This is a genomic window from Nocardiopsis sp. MG754419 (genome assembly GCF_018207095.1).
Lineage (GTDB): Bacteria > Actinomycetota > Actinomycetes > Streptosporangiales > Streptosporangiaceae > Nocardiopsis.
The window spans coordinates 103,566-123,355 of record NZ_QOCZ01000020.1; the positions used below are offsets into that span (position 1 = coordinate 103,566).

General features: G+C 71.6%; 19 protein-coding genes. 7 read left to right on the forward strand and 12 right to left on the reverse strand.

What is annotated here, in order from left to right; all coding sequences use genetic code 11:
- Positions 1-48: 48 nt before the first annotated feature.
- The 3 genes from DSY14_RS06390 to DSY14_RS06400 form a co-directional block, all read right to left on the reverse strand.
- Positions 49-1,116: a PDZ domain-containing protein gene (locus tag DSY14_RS06390; protein WP_211715523.1), complete on the reverse strand. Its 1,068-nt coding sequence runs from the start codon at positions 1,114-1,116 to the stop codon at positions 49-51.
- 123 nt (positions 1,117-1,239) lie between these two features.
- A complete protein-coding gene (locus DSY14_RS06395) occupies positions 1,240-1,677 on the reverse strand; it encodes a molybdenum cofactor biosynthesis protein MoaE (protein WP_211715524.1) in 438 nt (145 codons plus the stop codon).
- Positions 1,678-1,757: 80 nt separating this feature from the next.
- Entirely contained in the window at positions 1,758-2,825 is a 1,068-nt protein-coding gene (locus DSY14_RS06400; protein ID WP_211715525.1) for an NAD-dependent epimerase/dehydratase family protein, read from the reverse strand.
- 123 nt (positions 2,826-2,948) lie between these two features.
- Between DSY14_RS06400 and DSY14_RS06405 the strand changes: the two genes are divergently transcribed.
- Genes DSY14_RS06405 through DSY14_RS06415 form a run of 3 tightly spaced genes read left to right on the forward strand, consistent with a single transcriptional unit; the run spans position 2,949 to position 5,299 of the window.
- Positions 2,949-4,370, forward strand: a complete 1,422-nt coding sequence (locus tag DSY14_RS06405) for a zinc-dependent metalloprotease (protein ID WP_211715526.1) — start codon at positions 2,949-2,951, stop codon at positions 4,368-4,370.
- Complete coding sequence (locus DSY14_RS06410) at positions 4,367-4,927, forward strand: NUDIX domain-containing protein (RefSeq protein WP_211715527.1); 561 nt, start codon at positions 4,367-4,369, stop codon at positions 4,925-4,927. Before DSY14_RS06405 ends, DSY14_RS06410 begins: the two co-directional genes overlap by 4 nt.
- A gap of 9 nt (positions 4,928-4,936) precedes the next feature.
- Positions 4,937-5,299 (forward strand): hypothetical protein, encoded by a 363-nt coding sequence (locus DSY14_RS06415; protein ID WP_211715528.1) that lies wholly within the window; start codon positions 4,937-4,939, stop codon positions 5,297-5,299.
- Between the two features lie 82 nt (positions 5,300-5,381).
- Here the strand turns inward: DSY14_RS06415 and DSY14_RS06420 are convergent, their stop codons facing one another.
- The 6 genes from DSY14_RS06420 to DSY14_RS06445 all read right to left on the reverse strand — a co-directional run bounded on the left by DSY14_RS06420 (position 5,382) and on the right by DSY14_RS06445 (position 10,833).
- Complete coding sequence (locus DSY14_RS06420; protein WP_211715529.1) at positions 5,382-5,948, reverse strand: M48 family metallopeptidase; 567 nt, start codon at positions 5,946-5,948, stop codon at positions 5,382-5,384.
- 275 nt (positions 5,949-6,223) lie between these two features.
- A complete protein-coding gene (locus tag DSY14_RS06425; protein WP_211715530.1) occupies positions 6,224-6,382 on the reverse strand; it encodes a hypothetical protein in 159 nt (52 codons plus the stop codon).
- A 52-nt stretch (positions 6,383-6,434) separates the two neighbouring features.
- Positions 6,435-6,713, reverse strand: a complete 279-nt coding sequence (locus DSY14_RS06430; protein ID WP_211715531.1) for a WhiB family transcriptional regulator — start codon at positions 6,711-6,713, stop codon at positions 6,435-6,437.
- Positions 6,714-6,910: 197 nt separating this feature from the next.
- Positions 6,911-7,261: a hypothetical protein gene (locus DSY14_RS06435; protein WP_211715532.1), complete on the reverse strand. Its 351-nt coding sequence runs from the start codon at positions 7,259-7,261 to the stop codon at positions 6,911-6,913.
- Between the two features lie 586 nt (positions 7,262-7,847).
- Positions 7,848-8,732 (reverse strand): acyl-CoA thioesterase II, encoded by an 885-nt coding sequence (tesB, locus tag DSY14_RS06440; protein WP_211715533.1) that lies wholly within the window; start codon positions 8,730-8,732, stop codon positions 7,848-7,850.
- Positions 8,725-10,833 (reverse strand): ATP-dependent DNA helicase UvrD2, encoded by a 2,109-nt coding sequence (locus tag DSY14_RS06445; protein WP_211715534.1) that lies wholly within the window; start codon positions 10,831-10,833, stop codon positions 8,725-8,727. Before DSY14_RS06445 ends, tesB begins: the two co-directional genes overlap by 8 nt.
- 256 nt (positions 10,834-11,089) lie before the next feature.
- Here DSY14_RS06445 and DSY14_RS06450 point away from each other — a divergent pair, with 256 nt between their 5' ends.
- Complete coding sequence (locus DSY14_RS06450) at positions 11,090-11,350, forward strand: mycoredoxin (RefSeq protein ID WP_211715548.1); 261 nt, start codon at positions 11,090-11,092, stop codon at positions 11,348-11,350.
- Positions 11,351-11,517: 167 nt separating this feature from the next.
- On the forward strand, positions 11,518-11,937 hold the full coding sequence (locus DSY14_RS06455) for an ANTAR domain-containing protein (RefSeq protein ID WP_307851140.1): 420 nt from the start codon (positions 11,518-11,520) through the stop codon (positions 11,935-11,937).
- 136 nt (positions 11,938-12,073) lie between these two features.
- Here the strand turns inward: DSY14_RS06455 and nudC are convergent, their stop codons facing one another.
- Together nudC and DSY14_RS06465 are read right to left on the reverse strand one after the other, a co-directional pair.
- Entirely contained in the window at positions 12,074-13,024 is a 951-nt protein-coding gene (gene nudC, locus DSY14_RS06460) for an NAD(+) diphosphatase (RefSeq protein WP_211715536.1), read from the reverse strand.
- Positions 13,025-13,150: 126 nt separating this feature from the next.
- Entirely contained in the window at positions 13,151-14,527 is a 1,377-nt protein-coding gene (locus DSY14_RS06465; protein WP_211715537.1) for a dipeptidase, read from the reverse strand.
- A gap of 515 nt (positions 14,528-15,042) precedes the next feature.
- Here DSY14_RS06465 and DSY14_RS06470 point away from each other — a divergent pair.
- Together DSY14_RS06470 and DSY14_RS06475 are read left to right on the forward strand one after the other, a co-directional pair.
- On the forward strand, positions 15,043-15,525 hold the full coding sequence (locus tag DSY14_RS06470) for an SRPBCC domain-containing protein (RefSeq protein ID WP_211715538.1): 483 nt from the start codon (positions 15,043-15,045) through the stop codon (positions 15,523-15,525).
- Positions 15,526-15,605: 80 nt separating this feature from the next.
- The gene (locus tag DSY14_RS06475; protein WP_211715539.1) at positions 15,606-16,148 is read left to right on the forward strand and encodes an EF-hand domain-containing protein; all 543 of its coding nucleotides are present in this window, start codon (positions 15,606-15,608) and stop codon (positions 16,146-16,148) included.
- Between the two features lie 150 nt (positions 16,149-16,298).
- Here the strand turns inward: DSY14_RS06475 and DSY14_RS06480 are convergent.
- A partial coding sequence (locus tag DSY14_RS06480) for an ATP-dependent helicase (RefSeq protein WP_211715540.1) occupies positions 16,299-19,790 on the reverse strand: 3,492 nt, incomplete at its 5' end.

Consider the following 19,790-nt stretch of genomic DNA (forward strand, 5'->3'; position numbering starts at 1 on the left):
TCCGCCCCGGGGCGCCGGAACCCCGGCGCCGGTGCGGAACGGGCCCGGCTACTCGCAGCGAGGAAGGTCGTCGCCGCCCTCGCGGATGGTCTCGAGCGCGTCCATGGCGTCGGTGAGCGTCTCGACCTGCACCACGTCCAGCTCGCCGTAGGCCGCGGACTGGGCGACCTGGGAACAGCTCTCGGCGGCCACCAGGAAGTGGTCGGCCCCGTCGCGCTGGGCACTGACCATCTTCTGCGGGATCCCACTGACCCCGCCGACCCGCCCGTCGGAGGAGATGGTGCCGGATCCGGCGATCCGGGCGCCACCGGTGATGCTCTCCTCGCTCAGCCGGTCGACGATTCCGAGGGCGAACATCATGCCCGCGCTGGGCCCGCCGATCTCACCGACGCTGATGTCGATGTCGACGGGGAAGTCCATGTCGTCGGCGATGAGGATGCCGACGGCCGAGGAGCCGCCCTCGCCCTCGACGGTCTCGAGTGCGACCTCGACCTTCTCGTCGTCACGGTCCAGCACCAGATCCACGGGGTCGCCGATCTCCCGGGAACCGACCTGCTCGACCACGTACGCGCTGCCGACGAGTTCCTCGGGGTCGTTCCCGGTGGTGCTGGTGGGGACCGGTTCGCCGTCCACCTCCAGGACACGATCGCCCGGCTCGACGACGCCCTCGGCCGGCATCCCCTCGACGGCGTCGGCGACCAGCGGGACCGCCTCGTAGTCGATGTTGAGCTGGTTGAGGGCGGCGGCGGTCGCGTCGGTCTGCGAGTCGTTCATCTGGACGGTCTGCCGCTCGGTGACCTCCTCCTGGGAGCGTCCGGCGGGGAACAGCAGTTCCTCGGGCAGGACCGCCTGGCTGGGCGAGAGCCACGCCGTGACCAGGGTGAAGAGGTTGAGCCGGTGCTCGGGACCGCCGGCGTACTGCACCGTCACCATGGAGAGGGAACCGTCGTGCTCATAGTTCTCGGCACCGTCGACACCGATGATCGGTGCCCCGTCCTCCTGTTCCCCGAGGGTGTCCAGGGTGACGCCCGGCGCCGCCACCAGGTAGGGCATGGGCAGCAGGAGACTGCCGTACCCGAGCCCGGCAAGCAGGACGAGTGCGGCGACAAGGGTCATGACACGACGAACCATGCTGCACACCTTAGAGCCCCTCACGGACCCGTGGCGCTCCTCCCCGGCCGGGTCGTGACGACCGGGTCGTTCGGGGTCGCGGGGTCGGAGGTCGTCGGAGGAGACGGTTCAGGGAGAGCCGACCCATTCGGTCTCGCCGTCCCCGAAGGCCTGGTTCTTCCAGATGGGCACCTGGGCCTTGAGGTCGTCGATCAGGCGACGGCAGGCGGCGAAGGCCTCCTCGCGGTGGGCCGCGGAGGCGGCCACGACGACGGCGAGGTCGCCGATCTCCAGGTCACCGACGCGGTGGACGGCGGCCATGCGCACGACGGGACGTCCGGGAATGGTCGTCTCGACCAGGACCTTCTCCATGACCTCGCGCAGGCGGGTCTCCACGGTCGGGTGCGCCGAGTAGGACAGCGCGGCGACGTCACGGCCGTGGTCGTGGTCGCGCACGGTTCCGACGAACACCGCGGTGCCCCCCGCCCTGGGGTGGGACACGGCCGCGAGGACCTCGTCCACGGACAGGGGTGTGTCGCGTACTGCCGCGAGACTGATCTCATCCACAGACGCACCGTATCAACCGGTCGGACGCGCGCCGCGCTCGCAGGGGCCGTGGCCGGGGCGACGCCCGGTGGGGGCCGGGGTCAGTTCTTCCCGCGTTTGCGCAGGTGACGGATGGCCGCGGCGGTACCGATGGCCGCGGCCGCCGCTCCCGCGGCACCGGCCGCGGTGATGGTGACCTCCTTGCGGCCGAGGGTGCGGCCGGCGATCGCGTGCTTGCCGCTGCTGGAGGCCAGCAGCACCCGCAGGGCCGCCTCGTTGTCGTGGACCGCCTTCCAGCCCGCCTCGCGCAGCGCCGAACTGTCCACCACGCACGGATAGACGAGGAACTTGATCTCCCCGGCGGCGGCCGGGGTGATGCGAGCCTGGTGCAGGCGGCGCACCGCGCCGAAGGCGAGGTTGGCCGTGACCTCGAAGTGCTTCATCTCGGCGATCGTCTCGACCTCGCCCTGGGTCAGGGAGCCCTCGGAGGCGACGGTCACCACACCGTCCCTACCGGCCACACCGTGCAGGGCGCAGAACGCCAGGGCGGACGCCAGGTCCTCCTCGTGGCAGAACTGCCAGTGCTGTTCGTGCCCCTTGACGGTGAGCAGGCGAGGGGCGGCGAAGTGCCGGCTCAGCAGCGTGTCCAGATCGGGTCCGACCAACGGCGCGGGGCGGACCACGGTCACCGTCAGACCCGGGTGGGCCCGCCGGGCGCGTTCGGCCAGGTCCTCGACGGCGGCGAAGTCCCCCATCAGGCCCTCGCTGTTGTCGGGCACGCGGGTGGCGTCCTCGGGCAGCGGGACCGGGTTGTCGGGCGCGGCGCCGTAGACCATGGTGCTGGTGACCAGGATGACCCGGGGGACCCCGGCGGCGGCCGCCGCGGTGAGCACGGTCTGGGCGGCGAGGACGTTGTGACGTCTGCGACGTTCCGGCCGGGTCTCCAGGGACCGGTCGTCGGCCGTGTGCACGAGGACGTCGATCCCGCCCAGACGGGACACCAGCCCGGGGTCGCAGACGTCGGCGATCCGCCAGGTGACGTCCCGCAGGTCGGCGAACTCCCGGTCGATCGCGATGACCTCGCGGGCCCGGATGGAACCTTCCGGCGTGGCCAGGCGTTGCACGAGAAGCCGGCCCACCCCGGCGGCCGCACCGGTGACCCCGACCACCGTTCCCGGCCGACCCGAGGGGCTGTGCTCTGGGCGAACCTGGCTGCTTTCGGTATTCACTCCGGGCGACTCCCAGCTAACGTGACAGTGGAGACCAAACCTAATCCTGCCTGAGGTCTGATTGTGAGCGACCTGCCTTTCGGTTTCAGCATGCCGAACGATCCCGATGACGAGTCCGGACGCCGTTCTGGCGACTCCGGCTCGGGTGCCGGCAGCGGCCGCCCGGGCGGGGGGGACTCCGGAATGCCGGACGGTTTCCCGTTCGGTGATCCGCAACAGATGGCCAACATGCTCCGCCAGTTCGCGGACATGATGTCGTCCCAGCCCTCCCCTGGTACGCCCGGGGAGTCCCCGGCGTCCTCGACGTCCGGCATCAACTGGGACATGGCCAAGAACATCGCGCGGCACGCGGTGTCCCAGAAGGGGGACCCGAGCGTGCCGCCCGCCGACTACGCACGGATCGAGGAGGCCCTGCGCCTCGCCGACCTGTGGCTCGACCAGGCTACCGACCTTCCCTCGGGACTCCAGACCGCTCAGGCCTGGAGCCGGTCGGAGTGGATCGAGAAGACGATGGACACGTGGGCGCAGTTGTGCGACCCGCTGACCGCCAAGACCGTCCAGGCCATGGGGCAGAATCTGCCCGAGGAGATGGCGTCCATGGCCGGTCCGCTGCTGGGGATGATCCAGCAGATGGGCGGCATGATGGTCGGCCAGCAGGCCGGCCAGGCGATCGGTGGACTGGCCCAGGAAGTGATCGGTACCACCGACATCGGCCTGCCGTTGGCCGGTGAGGGCAACGCCGCGCTGCTGCCCTCGGGGGTGGCCGGGTTCAGTGAGGGCCTGGAGATCCCCGACGACGAGGTGCGGCTGTACCTCGCCGCGCGCGAGGCCGCCGTGCACCGCCTGTACTCGCACGTGCCGTGGCTGCGCTCGCACCTGTCGCGCCTGGTCGAGGAGTACGCCGCCGGGATGTCCTACGACGTCAGCGGCCTGGAGGACAAGCTCGGTGAGGTCGACCTCACCAACCCCGAGGCGATCCAGGAGATCATGTCGGGCGGTATGGGCGCCGAAGGGCTGCTCCAGCCGGAGGACACTCCGCAGCAGAAGGCCGCGCTGACCCGCCTGGAGACCACCCTGGCCCTCATCGAGGGTTGGGTGGGGACCGTGGTGGCCAAGGCCGTCGCCGGCCGGCTCCCGCAGGCCGGGGCGCTCGCCGAGACCACCCGGCGCCGCCGCGCGACCGGCGGCCCCGCCGAGCACACCTTCGCCGCGCTGGTCGGTCTGGAACTGCGCCCGCGCCGTCTGCGCGAGGCCGGGGCGCTCTGGACCGCCTTGGAGGAGGCCCGCGGGATCGAGGGACGGGACGCCGTCTGGCAGCACCCGGACCTCATGCCCTCCGCCGAGGACCTGGACGACCCGAGCGGCTTCGTGCACGGTCACGCGGACGGGGGCGTGGACTTCGACATCGCGTCGTTGACCGACCCGGACGGAAGCGAGAAGCCCAAGCCGGGCGACGAGGACCAGGACACGAAGGACGGCGAGTGAGCCTTCACGAGGACGCCCGGGCGGTGCTCACCGCCTGGGCCGCCCCCGACGCCGGCCAAGAGGCGCTGCGCGCCTCCTACCTGGAGCACCTGGAGCGGCACGACGACGCCATGTGGCGCGACTGCCTGCCCGGGCACCTGACCGCGAGCACGGCGATCGTCTCCGCCGACGGTGCCCGGGTGGCCTTGGTCCTGCACCGGATCCACCGGATGTGGTTGCAGACCGGTGGCCACTGCGAGAGCGACGACGCCACCCTGGTGCGTGCGGCCGCGCGCGAGGCGGCCGAGGAGTCCGGGATCGCCGGGCTCACGGTGCTGTCCGCGCCGGTCCGGCTGGACCGCCACCCCGTCCCCTGTGGCGGCGGCAGCTTCCACCTGGACGTGCAGTTCGCCGCGGTCGCCCCCGAGGACGCGGTCCTGGTCCGGGACCCGGACGAGTCCGCGGACCTGGGCTGGTTCCCGGTCGAGGAGCTGCCCGAACCCACCGACGACTCGGTGCGCGGTCTGGTCCGCGCCGCCGTCACCGCCGTGGCCGCCCACGGCCCCGTCCACCCCTGAGGACGTTCGTTGTCCTTCCTCACCGTCGTCGGGATGCTCGGCGGCCTCGTCGTGGTTCTGGTGACGCGCCGTGCCCGCACGGCTCTGGCCCGACTCGTCGTCGATGAGCGGGACGGTCTGATCGGACCCCGCGAGGCCGCGCGGGTCCGGTGGGAGCACGTCCGGCGCTCGTTCCGTCTCTGGCTCGTGGTCTCCGGGGCCCTCGCCGTCGTCCTGGCCGCGACGGCCGGGCGCGCGGCGGTGTCCGGGGGCTGGGGCGGCACCCTGACCTACTACGCCGCCGTGTTCGGTGTGCTGCTGGTGGTCGCCCTGATCACACTCTGGCGCGCGCACCGTGACCTGGCCCGGGCCCGCGCCGCTCTCGACGGCTGACGGGGGTGGGTCCGCCCGACCCGTGGTCGCGGCCGGGCCGGTGGGTCCGCACGGCACGGGCGAAGGCCGGGAGACGGCGGTGTCACTCCTCCAGCGCGACCTCGTCCTCACCGAGATCGTCGTCCTCGGCGGCGTGGGCACAGCCCTCGGAGCGGCTGCCCGCGCTGTACCCCTCCAGGTAGCCCCGGGCCCGCTCGGCCTTGGGATAGCGGCGCACCAGGTCCCAGAAGTCCCGGCCGTGGTGCGGGATGTACAGGTGGGCGAGCTCGTGCAGGAGCACGTAGTCGACCACCCAGGAGGGCATGCCGGCGACGCGGCGCGAGATGCGTATGGTGCCGGTGTCGGGCGTGCACGAACCCCAGCGGGTGTTCTGGTTGTCGACCCAACGGACGCTGTCCGGCAGACGACCGCCGTCGAGGTAGCGCTCGGCGAGTTCGACGGCCCGTTCGCGGAGTTCGCGGTCGCCGGGGCGGCGCCGGCCCTCTTTCGCCTCGAGTTTTCGCAGCATCTGGTCCACCCAGCGCTTTTCCTCTGCGCGGGAGAACGTCGCGGGCACGAGGACGACCGTGGTGTCCCCGTCCCGGTAGGCCGACACGGTACGTCGGCGACGAGGACTGCGTCGTACCTCGACTTTGGTGTTCGAGGGCACGAAGTTTACGGTAGCCCAGAGGAGCCGTTCCGAACAGGTGTGCCCTGGTCCGCTATGTCGCGGAGTCGACCCGATGTCCAGGTCATCGGCCCGCGCCGGAAAACTCCACGGCGTAGCGCATTCGGCTCTGACCAGGGTCGTTCTCAGGCGGTGAGACGAACCACATTCGCCCCCCACGACGCAGACTCGACGCCATATTCTTTATGAAAACGAGACCGGGCGGCCCCCTCGGGGACCGCCCGGTCTCGTTCACCGAGTCACCGCGTTGGTCGGCGTCAACACAGCCGTGACCACGCGATTTCCATGATGGCCTCCTCCGCCCGGCGCTCCTCCCGCTGGCGGGCGCGCAGCCGGCGAGCACCGATCCTTCTGAGCTGCTGCTCCTGCGGCTCCTGTTCGGTCCGCTCCACCATCCGCATGAGTTCCTGCATCATCGTTCTTCGTGTCCTTCTGAGTAGTACGAGTTCGTGTGGTGGGTCGTGCGCGCTAGGCGGCGACGGGGGCCGGGTTCTTCCGGGGGCGACCCCGGGGGCGCTTGCGCGCCACGACCTGACCGGAGACGAGCAGCTGCCCTCCCCAGACGCCCCACGGTTCGCTCCGCTCCAGGGCGTCCGTGAGGCACTGCTCCCTGATGGGACAGGCTCCGCAGATGGCCTTCGCCGACTCGACGTCGGCGGGGGCCTCGGCGAAGAACAGGTCCGGCTCTCGACGGCAGGGGATGTCGACCTCACCCAGCTGGGGCGCGACCAGGACCGACGCAAGCATCGGTGCCCTCCAAGATCTTTGATCGTTCGTACAACGCGGTCGGTGTTCGGTCACCGGAAACGATCCGGTGAGGGACCTGGACTCTGCGATGTCGCCGTCTTCTCCCCGCCCCTGGGGGGCGGAGGGCCATGACGGAGATACAAAGAAAGCCGCGGGCCCCTGTGCTGGGGACCGCGGCCACGGTACGGATGTCCGGCCTAGGCCGGGATCCTCCGTGGACACTCCCCCAGTGCGCCATAGCGGCGCGGGGTTTCGTTCAGGGCGTGCTCGCCACCGATGGACTTGCCGCGATCAAGGGCGAGTCCGGACTCGTCGCTCAGGACACCGGGCACACCGGAAGTGGACACACTGGTCCCCTCGGACCGGGTGACGCCTGCGAGCAGGAGTCCCAGGGACGAGGCGGCCAGGCCACCGAGGGTGTGCACGCGGTCGCCACCGAAGGTGCGCTGGAAAGCGTCACCGCTCATGTCGATGCCCAAGCCGACGGACGGCAGGAACGGACGCCATGCGGCTGCGAGACCGGTGGGGTTCTGGTTCTTCTTCGTCATCAGATCGGGCACCTCCTTCAAGATCGGGCTCAGGGTCTTTCACCTGCGCCGAGAGCGGTCATTGCGACGATGTACACACTACGGTCGCCCACAGAAGTCGGCAACCTATTTTTGACCTGGGAAAACGTCCACATCCGGCCAGAACTTCCGCGGCGTCGCGTCGGGCCGGAGAAGACCGACGATCCCCCTCCGAAGACACCGACGCCTCGCCCCTGGTCGGACCTCGGTCACATCCGAACCCGCCCCGGAACGGGGCCGCGGACGGGCGGTCACGGTGGCCGCGGGGACCGGCCGCGCGTCGTTCGCGCGGGGTGCACGACGACCGGTGCGGGGTGTCGACGCGGGCGGGAGACGGCACCGCCCACGCACCCGCGGCTCACGCGCGGGCTTCGTGGACCGCCCGTGCGGTGGGGCAGGGCCCCGGGCGTGCGCACGCGCTCGTGGCCGGCGACCGGAGAACCGATCCACCGTGCCACGGACGCGCCGCACGTGTGCCGTCCGGGCACCGGAACGCGTCCGGGGCGGGTGCTCCGGGCGGCACGGCCGCATCCGGCCATGGCCCGGGCCCGCCCCGGAGGCCCGTGCGTCAGCTCCAGCCCTCGGCGTCCACCACGCGGATCATGCCCTCCTGCACCACCGAGCAGACGAGCCGCCCGTCCCGCGTGTACACCAACCCCCGTGCCAGCCCACGCGCGCCCTGCGCGGTCGGGGACTCCTGCGCGTACAGCAGCCATTCGTCGGCGCGGAAGGGTCGGTGGAACCACATGGCGTGGTCCAGGCTGGCCATGGCGATACCGGCGAACGAGCGCCCGTGCCTGAGCAGCACGGTGTCCAGCAGGGTCATGTCGGAGGCGTAGGTCATGAGGCAGACCTGCGAGAGCCGGTCGTCCGGCAGCCTGCCGTCGACCTTGAACCACACGGGGTTGGAGGAGGTGCGCAGCGCCGGGTCGCGTTCGGCCTCGAAGGACATCGCGCCCACCGGTCGCATCTCGATGGGGTGCCACTCCACGAAGTTGGGCACCTTGCCGAAGGCCTCCCGCAGCCGTTCCCGGGTGCTCAGCAGGTCCTCGGGCGGGGGCACGTCCGGCATCGGGATCTGGTGGTCCAGTCCCGGCTCCTCCTTGTGGAAGGAGGCCGACAGCGTGAAGATCGGCTTGCCGTGCTGGATGGCCACGACCCGGCGTGTGGTGAAGGAGCGTCCGTCCCGGACCCGGTCGACCTCGTAGACGATCGGTACCGACGGGTCGCCCGGCCGGATGAAGTAGGCGTGCAGGGAGTGCACGTAGCGGTCGGTGGGGACCGTGCGGCCCGCCGCGACCAGGGCCTGGCCCGCGACCAGGCCACCGAAGACCCGCTGGGGCCCCTCCTCCGGGCTGCTCCCGCGGAAGATGTTGACCTCGATCTGTTCCAGGTCCAACACCTTCAGCAGCTGGGCCAGGGACTGGCCCCCGCCGCCGTCGCTCTCACTCATCCTCGTCCTCTCCGTCACCGGCGGCCTGCCCCGCCGGTTCGCCGCCCGCGACCAGCGCGAGCACCGCCTCACCGTAACGATCGAGCTTGACCGAGCCGACCCCCGAGACGGAGGAGAGCTGGGACACGCTGCTCGGTTCCTGCTCCGCGATGGCCTGCAGAGTGGCGTCGGTGAAGATCACGTAGGCGGGCAGCTTCTGGTCCTGCGCGGTGCGGCGCCGCCAGTCGCGCAGACGTTCCAGCAGTGCCTCGTCGTAGGTGGAGGGGCAGTCCACGCAACGCCCGAGCTTGCGCTCGGTGACGTCGCTGAGCACGTCGGTGCACACCCGGCAACGCACCACTCCGCCCTTGCGACGGTCCCGGCGCCCGCTCGTGGAGGGAGAGGCGGGACGGAGTCCGTCGAGGAACCGTGAGGGTTTGCGGGTCCTGCGCCCACCGGGCGAACGCGCCATGGACCAGGACATCGCCAGGTGTTCGCGGGCACGGGTGACGCCCACGTAGAACAGCCGCCGCTCCTCCTCGACCTGCTCGTCGGTCTCGGCGTAGATGATGGGCACCATGCCCTCGGTCAGGCCCACCAGGAACACCGCGTCCCATTCCAGGCCCTTGGCGGAGTGCAGGGAGGCGATGGTGACGCCCTCGAAACCGGGCGCGTGCTCGGTGGCCATGCGCATGTCGATCTCGTCCACGAAGTCCGCCATGGAGGCGGTTCGCCCGTCCGGGGTGGGCTTGGCCGCCATGTCCTCGGCCAGCTGGGCCAGGGCGGACAGCGACTCCCAACGCTCCCGGACCTGACGGCCCTCGGGCGCGGCGTCGGTCAGTCCGATGGGCGAGAGCAGTTGGCGGACCAGCCGCACCAGGGGTTCGGCCTCCTCCCCGGCGGCGCCGTGCCGCGCGCCGCGCAGCAGGTGCACGGCCTCCCGGATCTCGGGCCGCTCGAAGAAACGTTCCCCGCCCCGCACGCTGAAGGGCACGCCCTGGTCGCTCAGGGCCTGTTCGTAGGCGGCGGACTGGGAGTTGGTGCGGACCAGGACCGCGACCTCGCTCGCGGGGACCCCGTTCTCCAACAGGACGCTGATCTTGCGTGCGACGCCGGTGGCCTCGGCCGGCTCGTCGTCGTACTCCTGGTAGATCGGGTCCGACCCGTCGGGGCGCTGGGCCCGGAGGGTGAGGTGCTTGGCCGAGGCCGCGCCCTTGGCCTGGGAGATCACGTGGTTGGCCACACGCACCACCTGGGGGGTGGAGCGGTAGTCGCGCACCAGCCGGACGAGGGTGGCGTGCGGGAAACGGTCGGCGAACCCGAGCAGGTAGTCGGGGGTGGCACCGGTGAAGGAGTAGATGGTCTGGCTGGGGTCGCCGACCACGCACAGGTCGTCGCGGTCGCCCAACCAGGCGTCCAGCAGAAGCTTCTGCAACGGGTTGACGTCCTGGAACTCGTCGACCACGAAGTACCGGTACTGGTCGCGGAACCGTTGGGCGACCTTGGGGCCGTCGTTGATGATCGCGGCGGTGAGTTCGAGGACCGACTCGAAGTCGATGAGGTGCTCCTCGCGGCAGAGGTCCTCGTAGGCCTCGAAGACGCGGGCCACCTCCCCGCCGGTCATCGGCGCCTGGCGACCGGCCTTGACCACGGCCGTCTCGTAGTCGCTGGGCCGGACCTGGGTGACCTTGGCCCACTCGATCTCGCCGGCGAGGTCGCGCAGCCCGAGCCGGTCCGGTTGCAGACCCACGGAGTGCGAGGCGCGCGCCACCGCCTGGATCTTGCTCTTCATCAGATTCGGTTTGGGCCCCCCGACGGCCTCCCCCCAGAAGAACCCGAGCTGGCGCAGGGCGGCCGCGTGGAAGGTGCGGGCCTGGACCCTGGGCGCGCCGAGCGAGCGCAACCGGCCGCGCATCTCACCCGCGGCCCGGGCGGTGAAGGTGACCGCCAGGATCTGCTGTTCGGAGACGACCCCACCGGCCACGGCGTGCGCGATCCGGTGGGTGATGGCACGGGTCTTGCCCGTGCCGGCACCCGCGAGGATGCACACGGGTCCCCGCAGCGCGCGAGCCGCCTCGGTCTGTTCCGGGTCCAGTCCCTCCAGGACGCGGTCGGGATCCATGGTGCTCCTGCATCTGGTCGGACGGGTGGGTCAGGGCGCTCAGTCTCTCAAGTATCGGCCCCGACCGGAGCCGATCGTCCACAGCACCGCCGTGAACAGGCGGAACGAGCCAAGTGACACATTCCAGAACCAGTCGCCCTTGTGAGGCGTCCCACGTTATGTCGAAAGGTCATGGGAAGTGGCGGCGACCCGACGGTGTTGGAACCGTGGGAATCCCCCGAAACATGGCAGTCGACGCGGAAGAGACGTGAGCGAGATGACGAGTACGGCCACCGAGCGGTTCACGATGTACACCACCCCCTGGTGCGGTTACTGCAAGCGGCTCAAGAGCCAGCTGTCCCGGGAGGGCATCACCGTCCGAGAGGTGAACATCGAAGAGAACCCGGAGGCCGCGGACCTCGTGATGAAGGCCAACGGTGGGAATCAGACGGTCCCCACCCTGGTCTTCAGCGACGACACGGCCATGACGAACCCGTCGCTCGCTCAGGTGAAGAAGAAGTTGGCCGAGCTGTCCTAGGACCGACGGCGCGGGCCGCCGCACGCGGCCCGCGCGGTGGGGCGCACCCCCTGGGTGCACACCCCGGTTCCGGGGCTGCCCGGCCGACGCCGGCAGACCTGTACATGACGGGGAGTGTGGAGTTGGGGGACGACGTGAGGCCTCATGACATTGCGGTCACCGACGCGGTGGACGCCGAAGTGGTGCGACGCACCCCGCACGGGTGGCGCGTGGGCAGCGGCCAGGACGGCCACGACGCCCCGGATCTGATCAGCGCGATGGTGCTGGCGGACCTGATCACCACCGAGGCCGGGGGCCCGCGCCCCCGCGCCCAGGCACCGGGGCGGGCGCCCGAGGGGGCGTCGGAGGTGGACCGCCTGAAGCACACCATCTCCCAACTGGAGCACGCCCTGCACTCGCGTGTGGTGGTGGAGCAGGCGATCGGCGTCCTGGCCGAGCGGCACACCATGCCGCCCCGTGAGGCGTTCGAGCGGCTGCGCTCCTCGGCGCGCTCGCGTGGCCGCAAGGTCGCCGACCTGGCCCGGGACGTGGTGGAGAGCAGCACCAGCCCGTTGACCGTCCTGCCCGACGAGCTCGGACAGGCCTGATCGGTCCACGGCCCGAACGGTCGGGCCGTGCACGGGACGAGCCGCGGACCGTCCGCTGTGGGGGGACGGACGGTCCACGGCCGCGCCGCGCCGGTGCCGTGTGCCCCGTGCGGGGCGCCACCGGCGAGCGCGCGGACTACCAACCGCCGGGCAGCCGTCCCCCGTACCAGTGCTCGATGAGGGTGCGGGCGATGGAGACGCGACCGGGCAGTTCCACCTCACCGCTCTCCACCGCCGTGGCGAGGTCGGAACGCGTGAACCAGCGGGTCTCGGCGATCTCGTCGTCGGTGGCCTCGGTCTCGCCCACCGCACGGGCGGTGTAGCCGACCATGAGGCTGCGCGGGAACGGCCAGGGTTGCGAGGCCAGGTACCGCGGGTTCTCGACGACCACACCGGCCTCCTCGGCGACCTCACGGATGACCGCCTGTTCGAGGGATTCACCGGCGTCCACGTACCCGGCGAGCACCGAGAAACGGCGCGCGCTCCAGTTGGGGTTGTTGCCCAGGAGCACTTCCTCCCGACCGTCGCTTTCACGGTGGACCAGCATGATCACGGCGGGGTCCATCCGAGGGAACTGTTCGGTGCCCTCCTCCTCGCAGACCCGCACGTGCCCGGCCCGTTCGATGCGGGTGCGCGATCCGCAACGGGGGCAGAAGCCGTGGGTGGCGTTCCAGTTGGCCAGGGCGATGGCGCGGGTGAACAGGCCGGTGTCGTGGTCGTCGAGCACGGCGCCGACCTCGCGCAGCGAGGCGGGTTCGGCGACGGGGACGGGGGCGAGTTCCTGCTTCGAGCGCACCGCGAAGTACGCGCGTTCTCCGTCACTGCCCAACAGGTAGCGCTCCCCCTCGGGGGCGAGCCCGGGGGTGGTGAGGACGAGTTCCCGGGTCCGGCCGGTGGTGACCAGTGCGCGCGACTGCTTGGCCATCAGCGCCTTCCAGCCGTAGCTGCCGGGTTCGCCGCCCTCCAAGACAAGGACCCGGGTGTGGGGGTCGGCCCAGGCCTTGGCCAGCCACTCGTCGTCACCTCGGCGGTGTCCGGCGGGGTCGACCGCGGTGCGGGAGAGTGCGGGTACGGCGTCGAAGTCCATGGGGCCTTCCTGTGTTCGTGCTCGGCACATCAGGTGTAACGCGTCCGGGGGTTCCACGCACTCCCGATGGGCGAACCCGCGCACTATTCGGCGGAGGCGTGCGCGGGTCCGAGTGGGAGGGAGGGCTCAAACGCCCTTGCCCAGTTCCTCCCACAGGTAGGCGGCGCTCTCCGCGCCCTTGAGCAGCAAGGGCGTCTCGACCTTCTCGTTGGGGGCGTGGATGCGGTCCTCGTTGAGACCCACGGCCACGAACACCAGCGGGGTGTCGAGGATGTCGGCGATGTCGGCCTCGGGTCCGCTGCCGCCCTCACGGGTGAAGAGGACCTCCGTGCCGAACGCGCGCCCCATGGCGGAGCGGGCGGCCCTCAGGGCGGTGGAGGACAGGTCGGAGGCGCAGGCGCGCACGCCGGGGCCGCCGAACTCCAACTCGGCCCGGATGCCGTCGGGGGTGGCGGACTCGACGTAGGCGCGGACCCGCTCCTGGATCTCCAGGGGCTCCTGTCCGGGCACCAGCCGGAAGCTGATCTTGGCGTGCGCCGAACGCGGGACGATGGTCTTGCCGCCGGCCCCGGTGTGGCCGCCCCACATGCCGTTGATCTCGGCGGTGGGTCGCAGCCAGACGCGCTCCAGGGTGCTGTACCCCTTCTCACCGCGTGCCGCCGTGGACCCGGCGGTGGCCAGCCACTCCCGCTCGTCGAAGGGCAGACGGGCGAGAAGCGCGCGCTCCTCGTCGCCGGCCTCGACGACCCCGTCGTAGAAACCGGGGACGGCGACCCGGTCGTCGGCGTCGTGGAGGCCCGAGAGCAGGTCGCTCATGATCTTGAGCGGGTTGGGCACGGCGCCACCGAAGGAACCGCTGTGCAGGTCGCGTTCGGGACCGTACAGGCTGATCTCGACATCGGTGACACCGCGCATGCCCACGCACATGGAGGGGGTGTCGGCCGCCCACATCGTGGTGTCGGAGATGACGGCGACATCGCAGGCCAGGCGGGCGCGGTTGGCCTTCATGAGCTCGGCGAAGTGCACCGAGCCGGACTCCTCCTCGCCCTCGACCAGCAGCTTGACGGTGACGGGCGGGGCGTCCGCGCCCGAGGCGGCCAGGGCGGCGCGCACGCCCAACGTGTGGAAGAGGACCTGGCCCTTGTCGTCGGAGGCGCCGCGCGCGTACAGGGAGGTGCCGCGCTCGGTGGGGACGAACGGTTCGGTCTCCCACTCCTCGATCGGGTCGACCGGCTGTACGTCGTGGTGACCGTAGACCAGCACAGTGGGCGCGTTCGGGTCGGCGGCGGGCCACTCGGCGAACACGGCGGGCAGACCGGGGGTCTCCCAGACCTCGACCGTGGGGAACCCGGTCCGGGTGAGGTGGTCGGCGAGCCACCGGGCCGAACGGCGCACGTCCTCGTGGTGCTCGGGGTCGGCGGAGATCGAGGGGATCGCCAGCCACTCCTTGAGCGTGTCGAGGAACTCGTCCTTGTGGGTCTCGATGTAGGCGCGTGCGTCCATGTGCCGTCCTTGTCCTGGACATCCTTGTCTGGATCGACCTTAGGACCTGGACGAACCGGACCGGGACGTCGCTCCCGCCCACGGTGGCGTCGGTCCGGTCACGGCACGACGAGGCGACCGAGTCGGCACACGGTGTCCCCGCCCGGCCGCGGTGGGGCGGCGGCGCGGCCGGGCCACGGGGCGGCGGTCACGGGGATCCCTCGGTGTGTGGTTCGTGCGCGAGACCGACGGGAACACTGGTCAGGGGAGGCGGCACGCGGTGATCCGCGACCGGACGCTCATGCACGGCACCGCCGGGGAACCCGTGAACCCGGTTCTCGGCGCCCAGGGCGGCGACGGCCTCGCGCCGGGACGGGCGGCGTCGACCGGCCGCCGAGCACCACGGGGCGTCACGGGAGGAACGTCGCGCCACCATCGGCGACGCGGGCCCCACGCGGGCACCGACGGGCGGGACCTCGGTCCCGCACACCACCGCCGAACCGTGCCACGGACCGTCCTTCGAAAGGACCGATGTCATGACCGTCACCAGCTGCGACACCGATCTCGAGACCCTGACCCTGACGCTGGTCTCCGACTTCTCCGCCCCGGTGGAACGGGTCTGGCGACTGTGGTCGGACCCGCGCGTCCTCGAAGGGTGGTGGGGCCCGCCGACCTATCCGGCGACCGTGGAGGAGCACGACCTGGTCCCCGGCGGCGCGGTCACGTACTACATGACCGGCCCCCAGGGTGACCGGCACCACGGCTGGTGGAAGGTGGTCGCGGTGTCCCCGCCGACGTCGCTGGAGTTCGTCGACGGTTTCGCGGACGCCGACGGCACCCCGTCGGAGAAGCTGCGGAACACCACGCGCGTGGAGATCTCCGAGCACGACGGCGGTACGCGCATGGTGACGCGCTCGACCTTCGCCTCCGAGGAGGAGATGCGGCAGCTCATGGGGATGGGCATGGAGGAGGGCATGCGCGAGGCGGCCGGACAGATCGACGCCCTGCTCCGGGACTGACCGGGGAACCTTTCACCCCGCGCGGGACTCTGACGACAGGGGGGCGGGAAGCGCCCGCCCCCGGCCTGGAGGAGACCCGCATGAGCACCGATCCCCGGATCGCCGCACGTTTCAGCGATCTGTTCGACGTCCTGGACACCGACGGCGACAAGGCCGTGACCTGGATCGACTACGAACGACTCGTGGACCGCTACGTCTCCGGCTACGGCTTGGACGGCGACCATCCCCGCGCCCTGGCGATCCGAGCGGCGTACGTGTCCCTGTGGCGCAAACTCGTGGACCTCTCCGGCGCCGACACCGACGGCCTGGACCGGGAACGGTTCGTGGCCGCCATGCACGCCGCGTCGGAGGACCGGAATCGATCCAACGCCGCCGAGGCCGTGGCCGAGGCGGTGTTCGACCTGTTGGACGCCGACGGGGACGGCCGGATCAGCGAGGCCGAGTTCCTGGTCTACGCGAAGGTCCTGGGCACCGAGGAGCCGAGCGCCCGCACCCGGTTCGCGCACGTGGACACCGACGGCGACGGCTTCCTCAGTCGGGAGGAGTTCGTGCTGTCGGCCCGACGTTTCCTGTTCGGCGACGACATCGACTCCCCCGGTGGCTTCGTGTTCGGTGTGGTCTGACCCGGGCGGCACCGGCCCGGTCCGCGCCCACGTCGCCGCAGACCGGGGCGCCGAACCAGGGCGAGGCCGGACGCGGGCGGCACCGGTTCCTCGGCGGTGTCACCCGCCCGGTCGTGGCCGCGCGGAGGCCACGACCGGGGTCACCGGACCTCAGCCGGGTTCGGGGAGCCGGGTGAACAGTGCCGCCAGCCCCTCGGCGTCGAGCAGGTCCACGGGGCGGACGGTCTCGTTCGCGCGCACGTAGTGGAAGGCCGCCCGCACCTCCTCGGGGTCCACCCCGACCAGGTCGGCCCAGGCCAGCCGGTAGGCGGCCAACTGCACGCCCACGGCCCGGCGTTCGGCGGCGTTGCCGGGCGGACGTCCGGTCTTCCAGTCGACGACGTCGTAGGTGCCGGAGTCGGGGTCGTGGAACACCGCGTCCATGCGGCCGCGCACGAGACGGTCGCCGATGACCGTCTCGAACGGCACCTCGACCTCCTGCGGCACCCGAGGGCCCCACTCGCTCTCCTCGAACCGTCGTTGGAGCTCGGCGAGGTCCTCGTCGTCTCCCGCGGTCTCGTCGGCGGCCCCGGGCAGCTCGTCGAGCAGGGTGACGTTCTGGCCGAACCGCTGTTCCAACCAGGAGTGGAAGGCCGTACCGCGCCGTGTGTGCGGGGCCGGCGGCCGGGGCAGGGGACGGCGGATCTGCCGGGCCAGCGCCGCGGGGTCGCGGGCCAGCCACACCATGGACGAGACCGACAGGTGGTCGGGCAGCTCCACCTCGACCGGGCCCTCCCCCGGGCCGGTGGCGGACCGGTCCCGGTGCGCGAGCAGCAGTTCGGTGTCGCGTTCCCACCCCTGGAGGCGGCGGCGCAACGCCTCGGGGGTCTTGGTGGGCAGCGCGGACTCCCCGGCGCGCAGCCGGGCACGGGCCCGTTCGACCATCGCCGCGCCTGACAGGATCTGGGCACGGCGCGTGTCCGTGACCGGGTCGGGTGCGTCGGGGACGGTGGTCCCCCCGTCCGGGTGCGGTTCCGGATCGGCCCCGACGGCGTCGGCGGGCTCGGCGGCCACCGGTGTTCCGGGCATGGTCGGGCCGTCCCCGTCGTCGTTTTCACCGGCATCGGTGTCGGCACCGACGACCGGGAGGTCGGCGGGCGGCCACAGCGCGGAGGACTCCTCGTCGTCGTGCGGGTTGGTGTCCTCGGGGTCCGGCGGTGGAGCCCAGGTCACCACGGTGCCCGCGCCCTTCTCGCACGCCTCGCGGATCTCGTCCAGGAACACCGAGGGTCCACGGGGCGTACCGCCGGTGCGCCCCCACCAGTGGCCGGTGCACACCAGCGCGTAGGAGGCCCGGGTGACCGCCACGTACGCCAGCCGACGCTCCTCCATGAGGTGGCGGGCCTCCTCCGCCGCCTTGAACTCGGCGATGTCCTCCTTCTCGACCCCGCGCAGCGCGGGCAGCCCGGCCCGGTCGCCCCGCAGCGGGTAGGGCAGCAGGTGGTCGGCCTTGACCCAGGCCAGGGAGTCGCGGGCCTTGGCGGGGAACAACGGGGCGCGCTTGCCGGCGCTGACGCCGGGCAGGAACACCACCGGCCACTCCAGTCCCTTGGCACCGTGCATGGTCATGAGCTTGACGCTGTCGGAACCTCCCACGCGTTCGCCCGGGCTGAGGGCGCCCTCGTTCTCCTGGGCGGCGTTGAGGTAACCGAGGAAGGAGCCCAGGGTGGGGTCCTCGGTGTTGCCGACGAAGCGCACCGCGTGGTCGACGAAGGCGTCGAGGTCGGCGCGGGCCGACAACGGATCCCGGTGGGTCCGGGACCCCACCTCGATGTCCAGACCGAGCATGCGTTCGACCTCGGTGATGAGGTCGGGCAGGGGTTGGCCCACGAGCCTGCGCAGGGAGCGCAGTTCCTCGGCCAGCCGACCCAGTCGCGCGAAGGCGGTCGGCGAGTAGTGGTCGGCGGGGCCGGGGTCGTCGACGGCGTCCACGAGGCTGCCGCTCTCGGCGGTGAGGTCCAGAACGGTACGGCGCAGCAGATCGTCACCGTCGTCGTCCTCACCGGCGGGGCCCGCCGTGGTGAGGTCGCGGCGGGTGTGCCGCGCCAGTTCGGCGGCGCGGGCGCCCAAGGCGGCGAGGTCCCGCGGTCCCAGGCGCCAGCGGGGGCCGGTGAGCAGACGGGCGAGCTCGTTGCCCGCCGAGGCGTCGTGGACCACGCGCAGGGTGGCGATGATGTCGCGCACCTCGGGCACGAGCATGAGTCCGCCCAGCCCCACGACCTCGACGGGGATGTCCAGGGCCTCCAGCGCCTCCCGCAGCGGCGGGAACTGTGAACGCCTGCGGCACAGGATCGCGATGTCGCCGGGTCCGACCGCCCCGTCGGAGGCACCGCCCGACTCGCCCTCGGGCCAGACCCGGTCGTCCGGCGCGAACACGGACCCGCCGGGGTCGTCGGCGCTCGCGCGGACCAGCCGGCTCACCTGGTCGGCGATCCAGGCGGCCTCCTCCGTCTCGGTGGTGAAGAGCGCCGCCATGGCGGTGCCACGGTCGCGGCGGGCCGGGCCGGGGTAGAGAACGGGCACGTCCGGGGCCTCGGCGCGCAACTCCTCCGAGGTGCGTTCGGCCACGTCCAGGACGCGCTCCCCGTTACGGAAGCTGACCGACAGGCGCCGCACAGGAGCGGGTCGGCCGGGGGCCACCGGAAAGTCGGTGGGGAACCCGGTGAGGTTGGCGGCGATCGCGCCCCGCCACCCGTAAATGGACTGGCAGGGGTCGCCCACGGCGGTCACCGGATGGCCCTCGCCGAACAGGGCCCGCAGCAGCACGAGCTGTGCGTGGCTGGTGTCCTGGTACTCGTCCAGGAGCACCACCCGGAAACGTCCGCGTTCGATCAGACCCACCTCGGGATGGTGGAGGGCGATGCGGGCGGCCAAGGCCATCTGGTCGCCGAAGTCCATCGTCTCGCGGGCCTGCTTGGCCTGGTTGTAGCGGTCGACCAGGGGAAGGAGCTCCTCCCGGCGACGCTGGGTGTCGACCAGTTCCCTGGTCTCCTTCGTGGGTTTGCGCCTCATCGCGTCCACACCGGACTGGATCCAGCGGCCCACCCCGCGCACCTGGTCGGTGGTGGCCAGGTGGTCGGCGATCTGCCCGGACAGGTCCAGGACCCGACGGGTGACGGTGTCCGCGCCGACGTTGACGTGGTCCATCGGCCCGTCGTACTCACCGACGATCCGGGCCGCCAGCTGCCAGGACTGCCCCTCACTGAGCAGCCGTGTGGTGGGCTCCACCGCCTCACGCAGGGCGTGGTCGGCCACGATGCGTCCCGCGTAGGCGTTGTAGGTGGAGATCGTGGGTTCGCCGTCCAGCGGTTCCTCGGGGAACAGCTCGGTGGCGCGCAACTGCTCCAGGCGTGTGCGCACGCGTTCGGCCAGCTCACTGGTGGCCTTACGGGTGAAGGTCAGGCCCAGCACCTGCTCGGGACGCACGTGACCGTTGGCGACCAGCCAGACCACGCGGGCGGCCATCGTCTCGCTCTTGCCGGACCCGGCACCCGCGATCACCACACCCGGTTCCAGGGGCGCGGAGATGACCCGCGCCTGTTCGACGGTGGGTTCGGGGCGTCGGAGGAGGCGGGCGAGTTCCGCGGGGCCGAAGGTGGGAGC

What these genes read in the sequence shown, in the direction of transcription:
- DSY14_RS06390 (WP_211715523.1), bottom strand. Translation starts at nt 1,116, where the DNA reads ATGACCCTTGTCGCCGCACTCGTCCTGCTTGCCGGGCTCGGGTACGGC.
- DSY14_RS06425 (WP_211715530.1), bottom strand. Translation starts at nt 6,382, where the DNA reads ATGATGCAGGAACTCATGCGGATGGTGGAGCGGACCGAACAGGAGCCG.
- DSY14_RS06430 (WP_211715531.1), bottom strand. Translation starts at nt 6,713, where the DNA reads ATGCTTGCGTCGGTCCTGGTCGCGCCCCAGCTGGGTGAGGTCGACATC.
- DSY14_RS06435 (WP_211715532.1), bottom strand. Translation starts at nt 7,261, where the DNA reads ATGACGAAGAAGAACCAGAACCCCACCGGTCTCGCAGCCGCATGGCGT.
- tesB (WP_211715533.1), bottom strand. Translation starts at nt 8,732, where the DNA reads ATGAGTGAGAGCGACGGCGGCGGGGGCCAGTCCCTGGCCCAGCTGCTG.
- DSY14_RS06445 (WP_211715534.1), bottom strand. Translation starts at nt 10,833, where the DNA reads ATGGATCCCGACCGCGTCCTGGAGGGACTGGACCCGGAACAGACCGAG.
- DSY14_RS06450 (WP_211715548.1), top strand. Translation starts at nt 11,090, where the DNA reads ATGACGAGTACGGCCACCGAGCGGTTCACGATGTACACCACCCCCTGG.
- nudC (WP_211715536.1), bottom strand. Translation starts at nt 13,024, where the DNA reads ATGGACTTCGACGCCGTACCCGCACTCTCCCGCACCGCGGTCGACCCC.
- DSY14_RS06465 (WP_211715537.1), bottom strand. Translation starts at nt 14,527, where the DNA reads ATGGACGCACGCGCCTACATCGAGACCCACAAGGACGAGTTCCTCGAC.
- DSY14_RS06470 (WP_211715538.1), top strand. Translation starts at nt 15,043, where the DNA reads ATGACCGTCACCAGCTGCGACACCGATCTCGAGACCCTGACCCTGACG.
- DSY14_RS06475 (WP_211715539.1), top strand. Translation starts at nt 15,606, where the DNA reads ATGAGCACCGATCCCCGGATCGCCGCACGTTTCAGCGATCTGTTCGAC.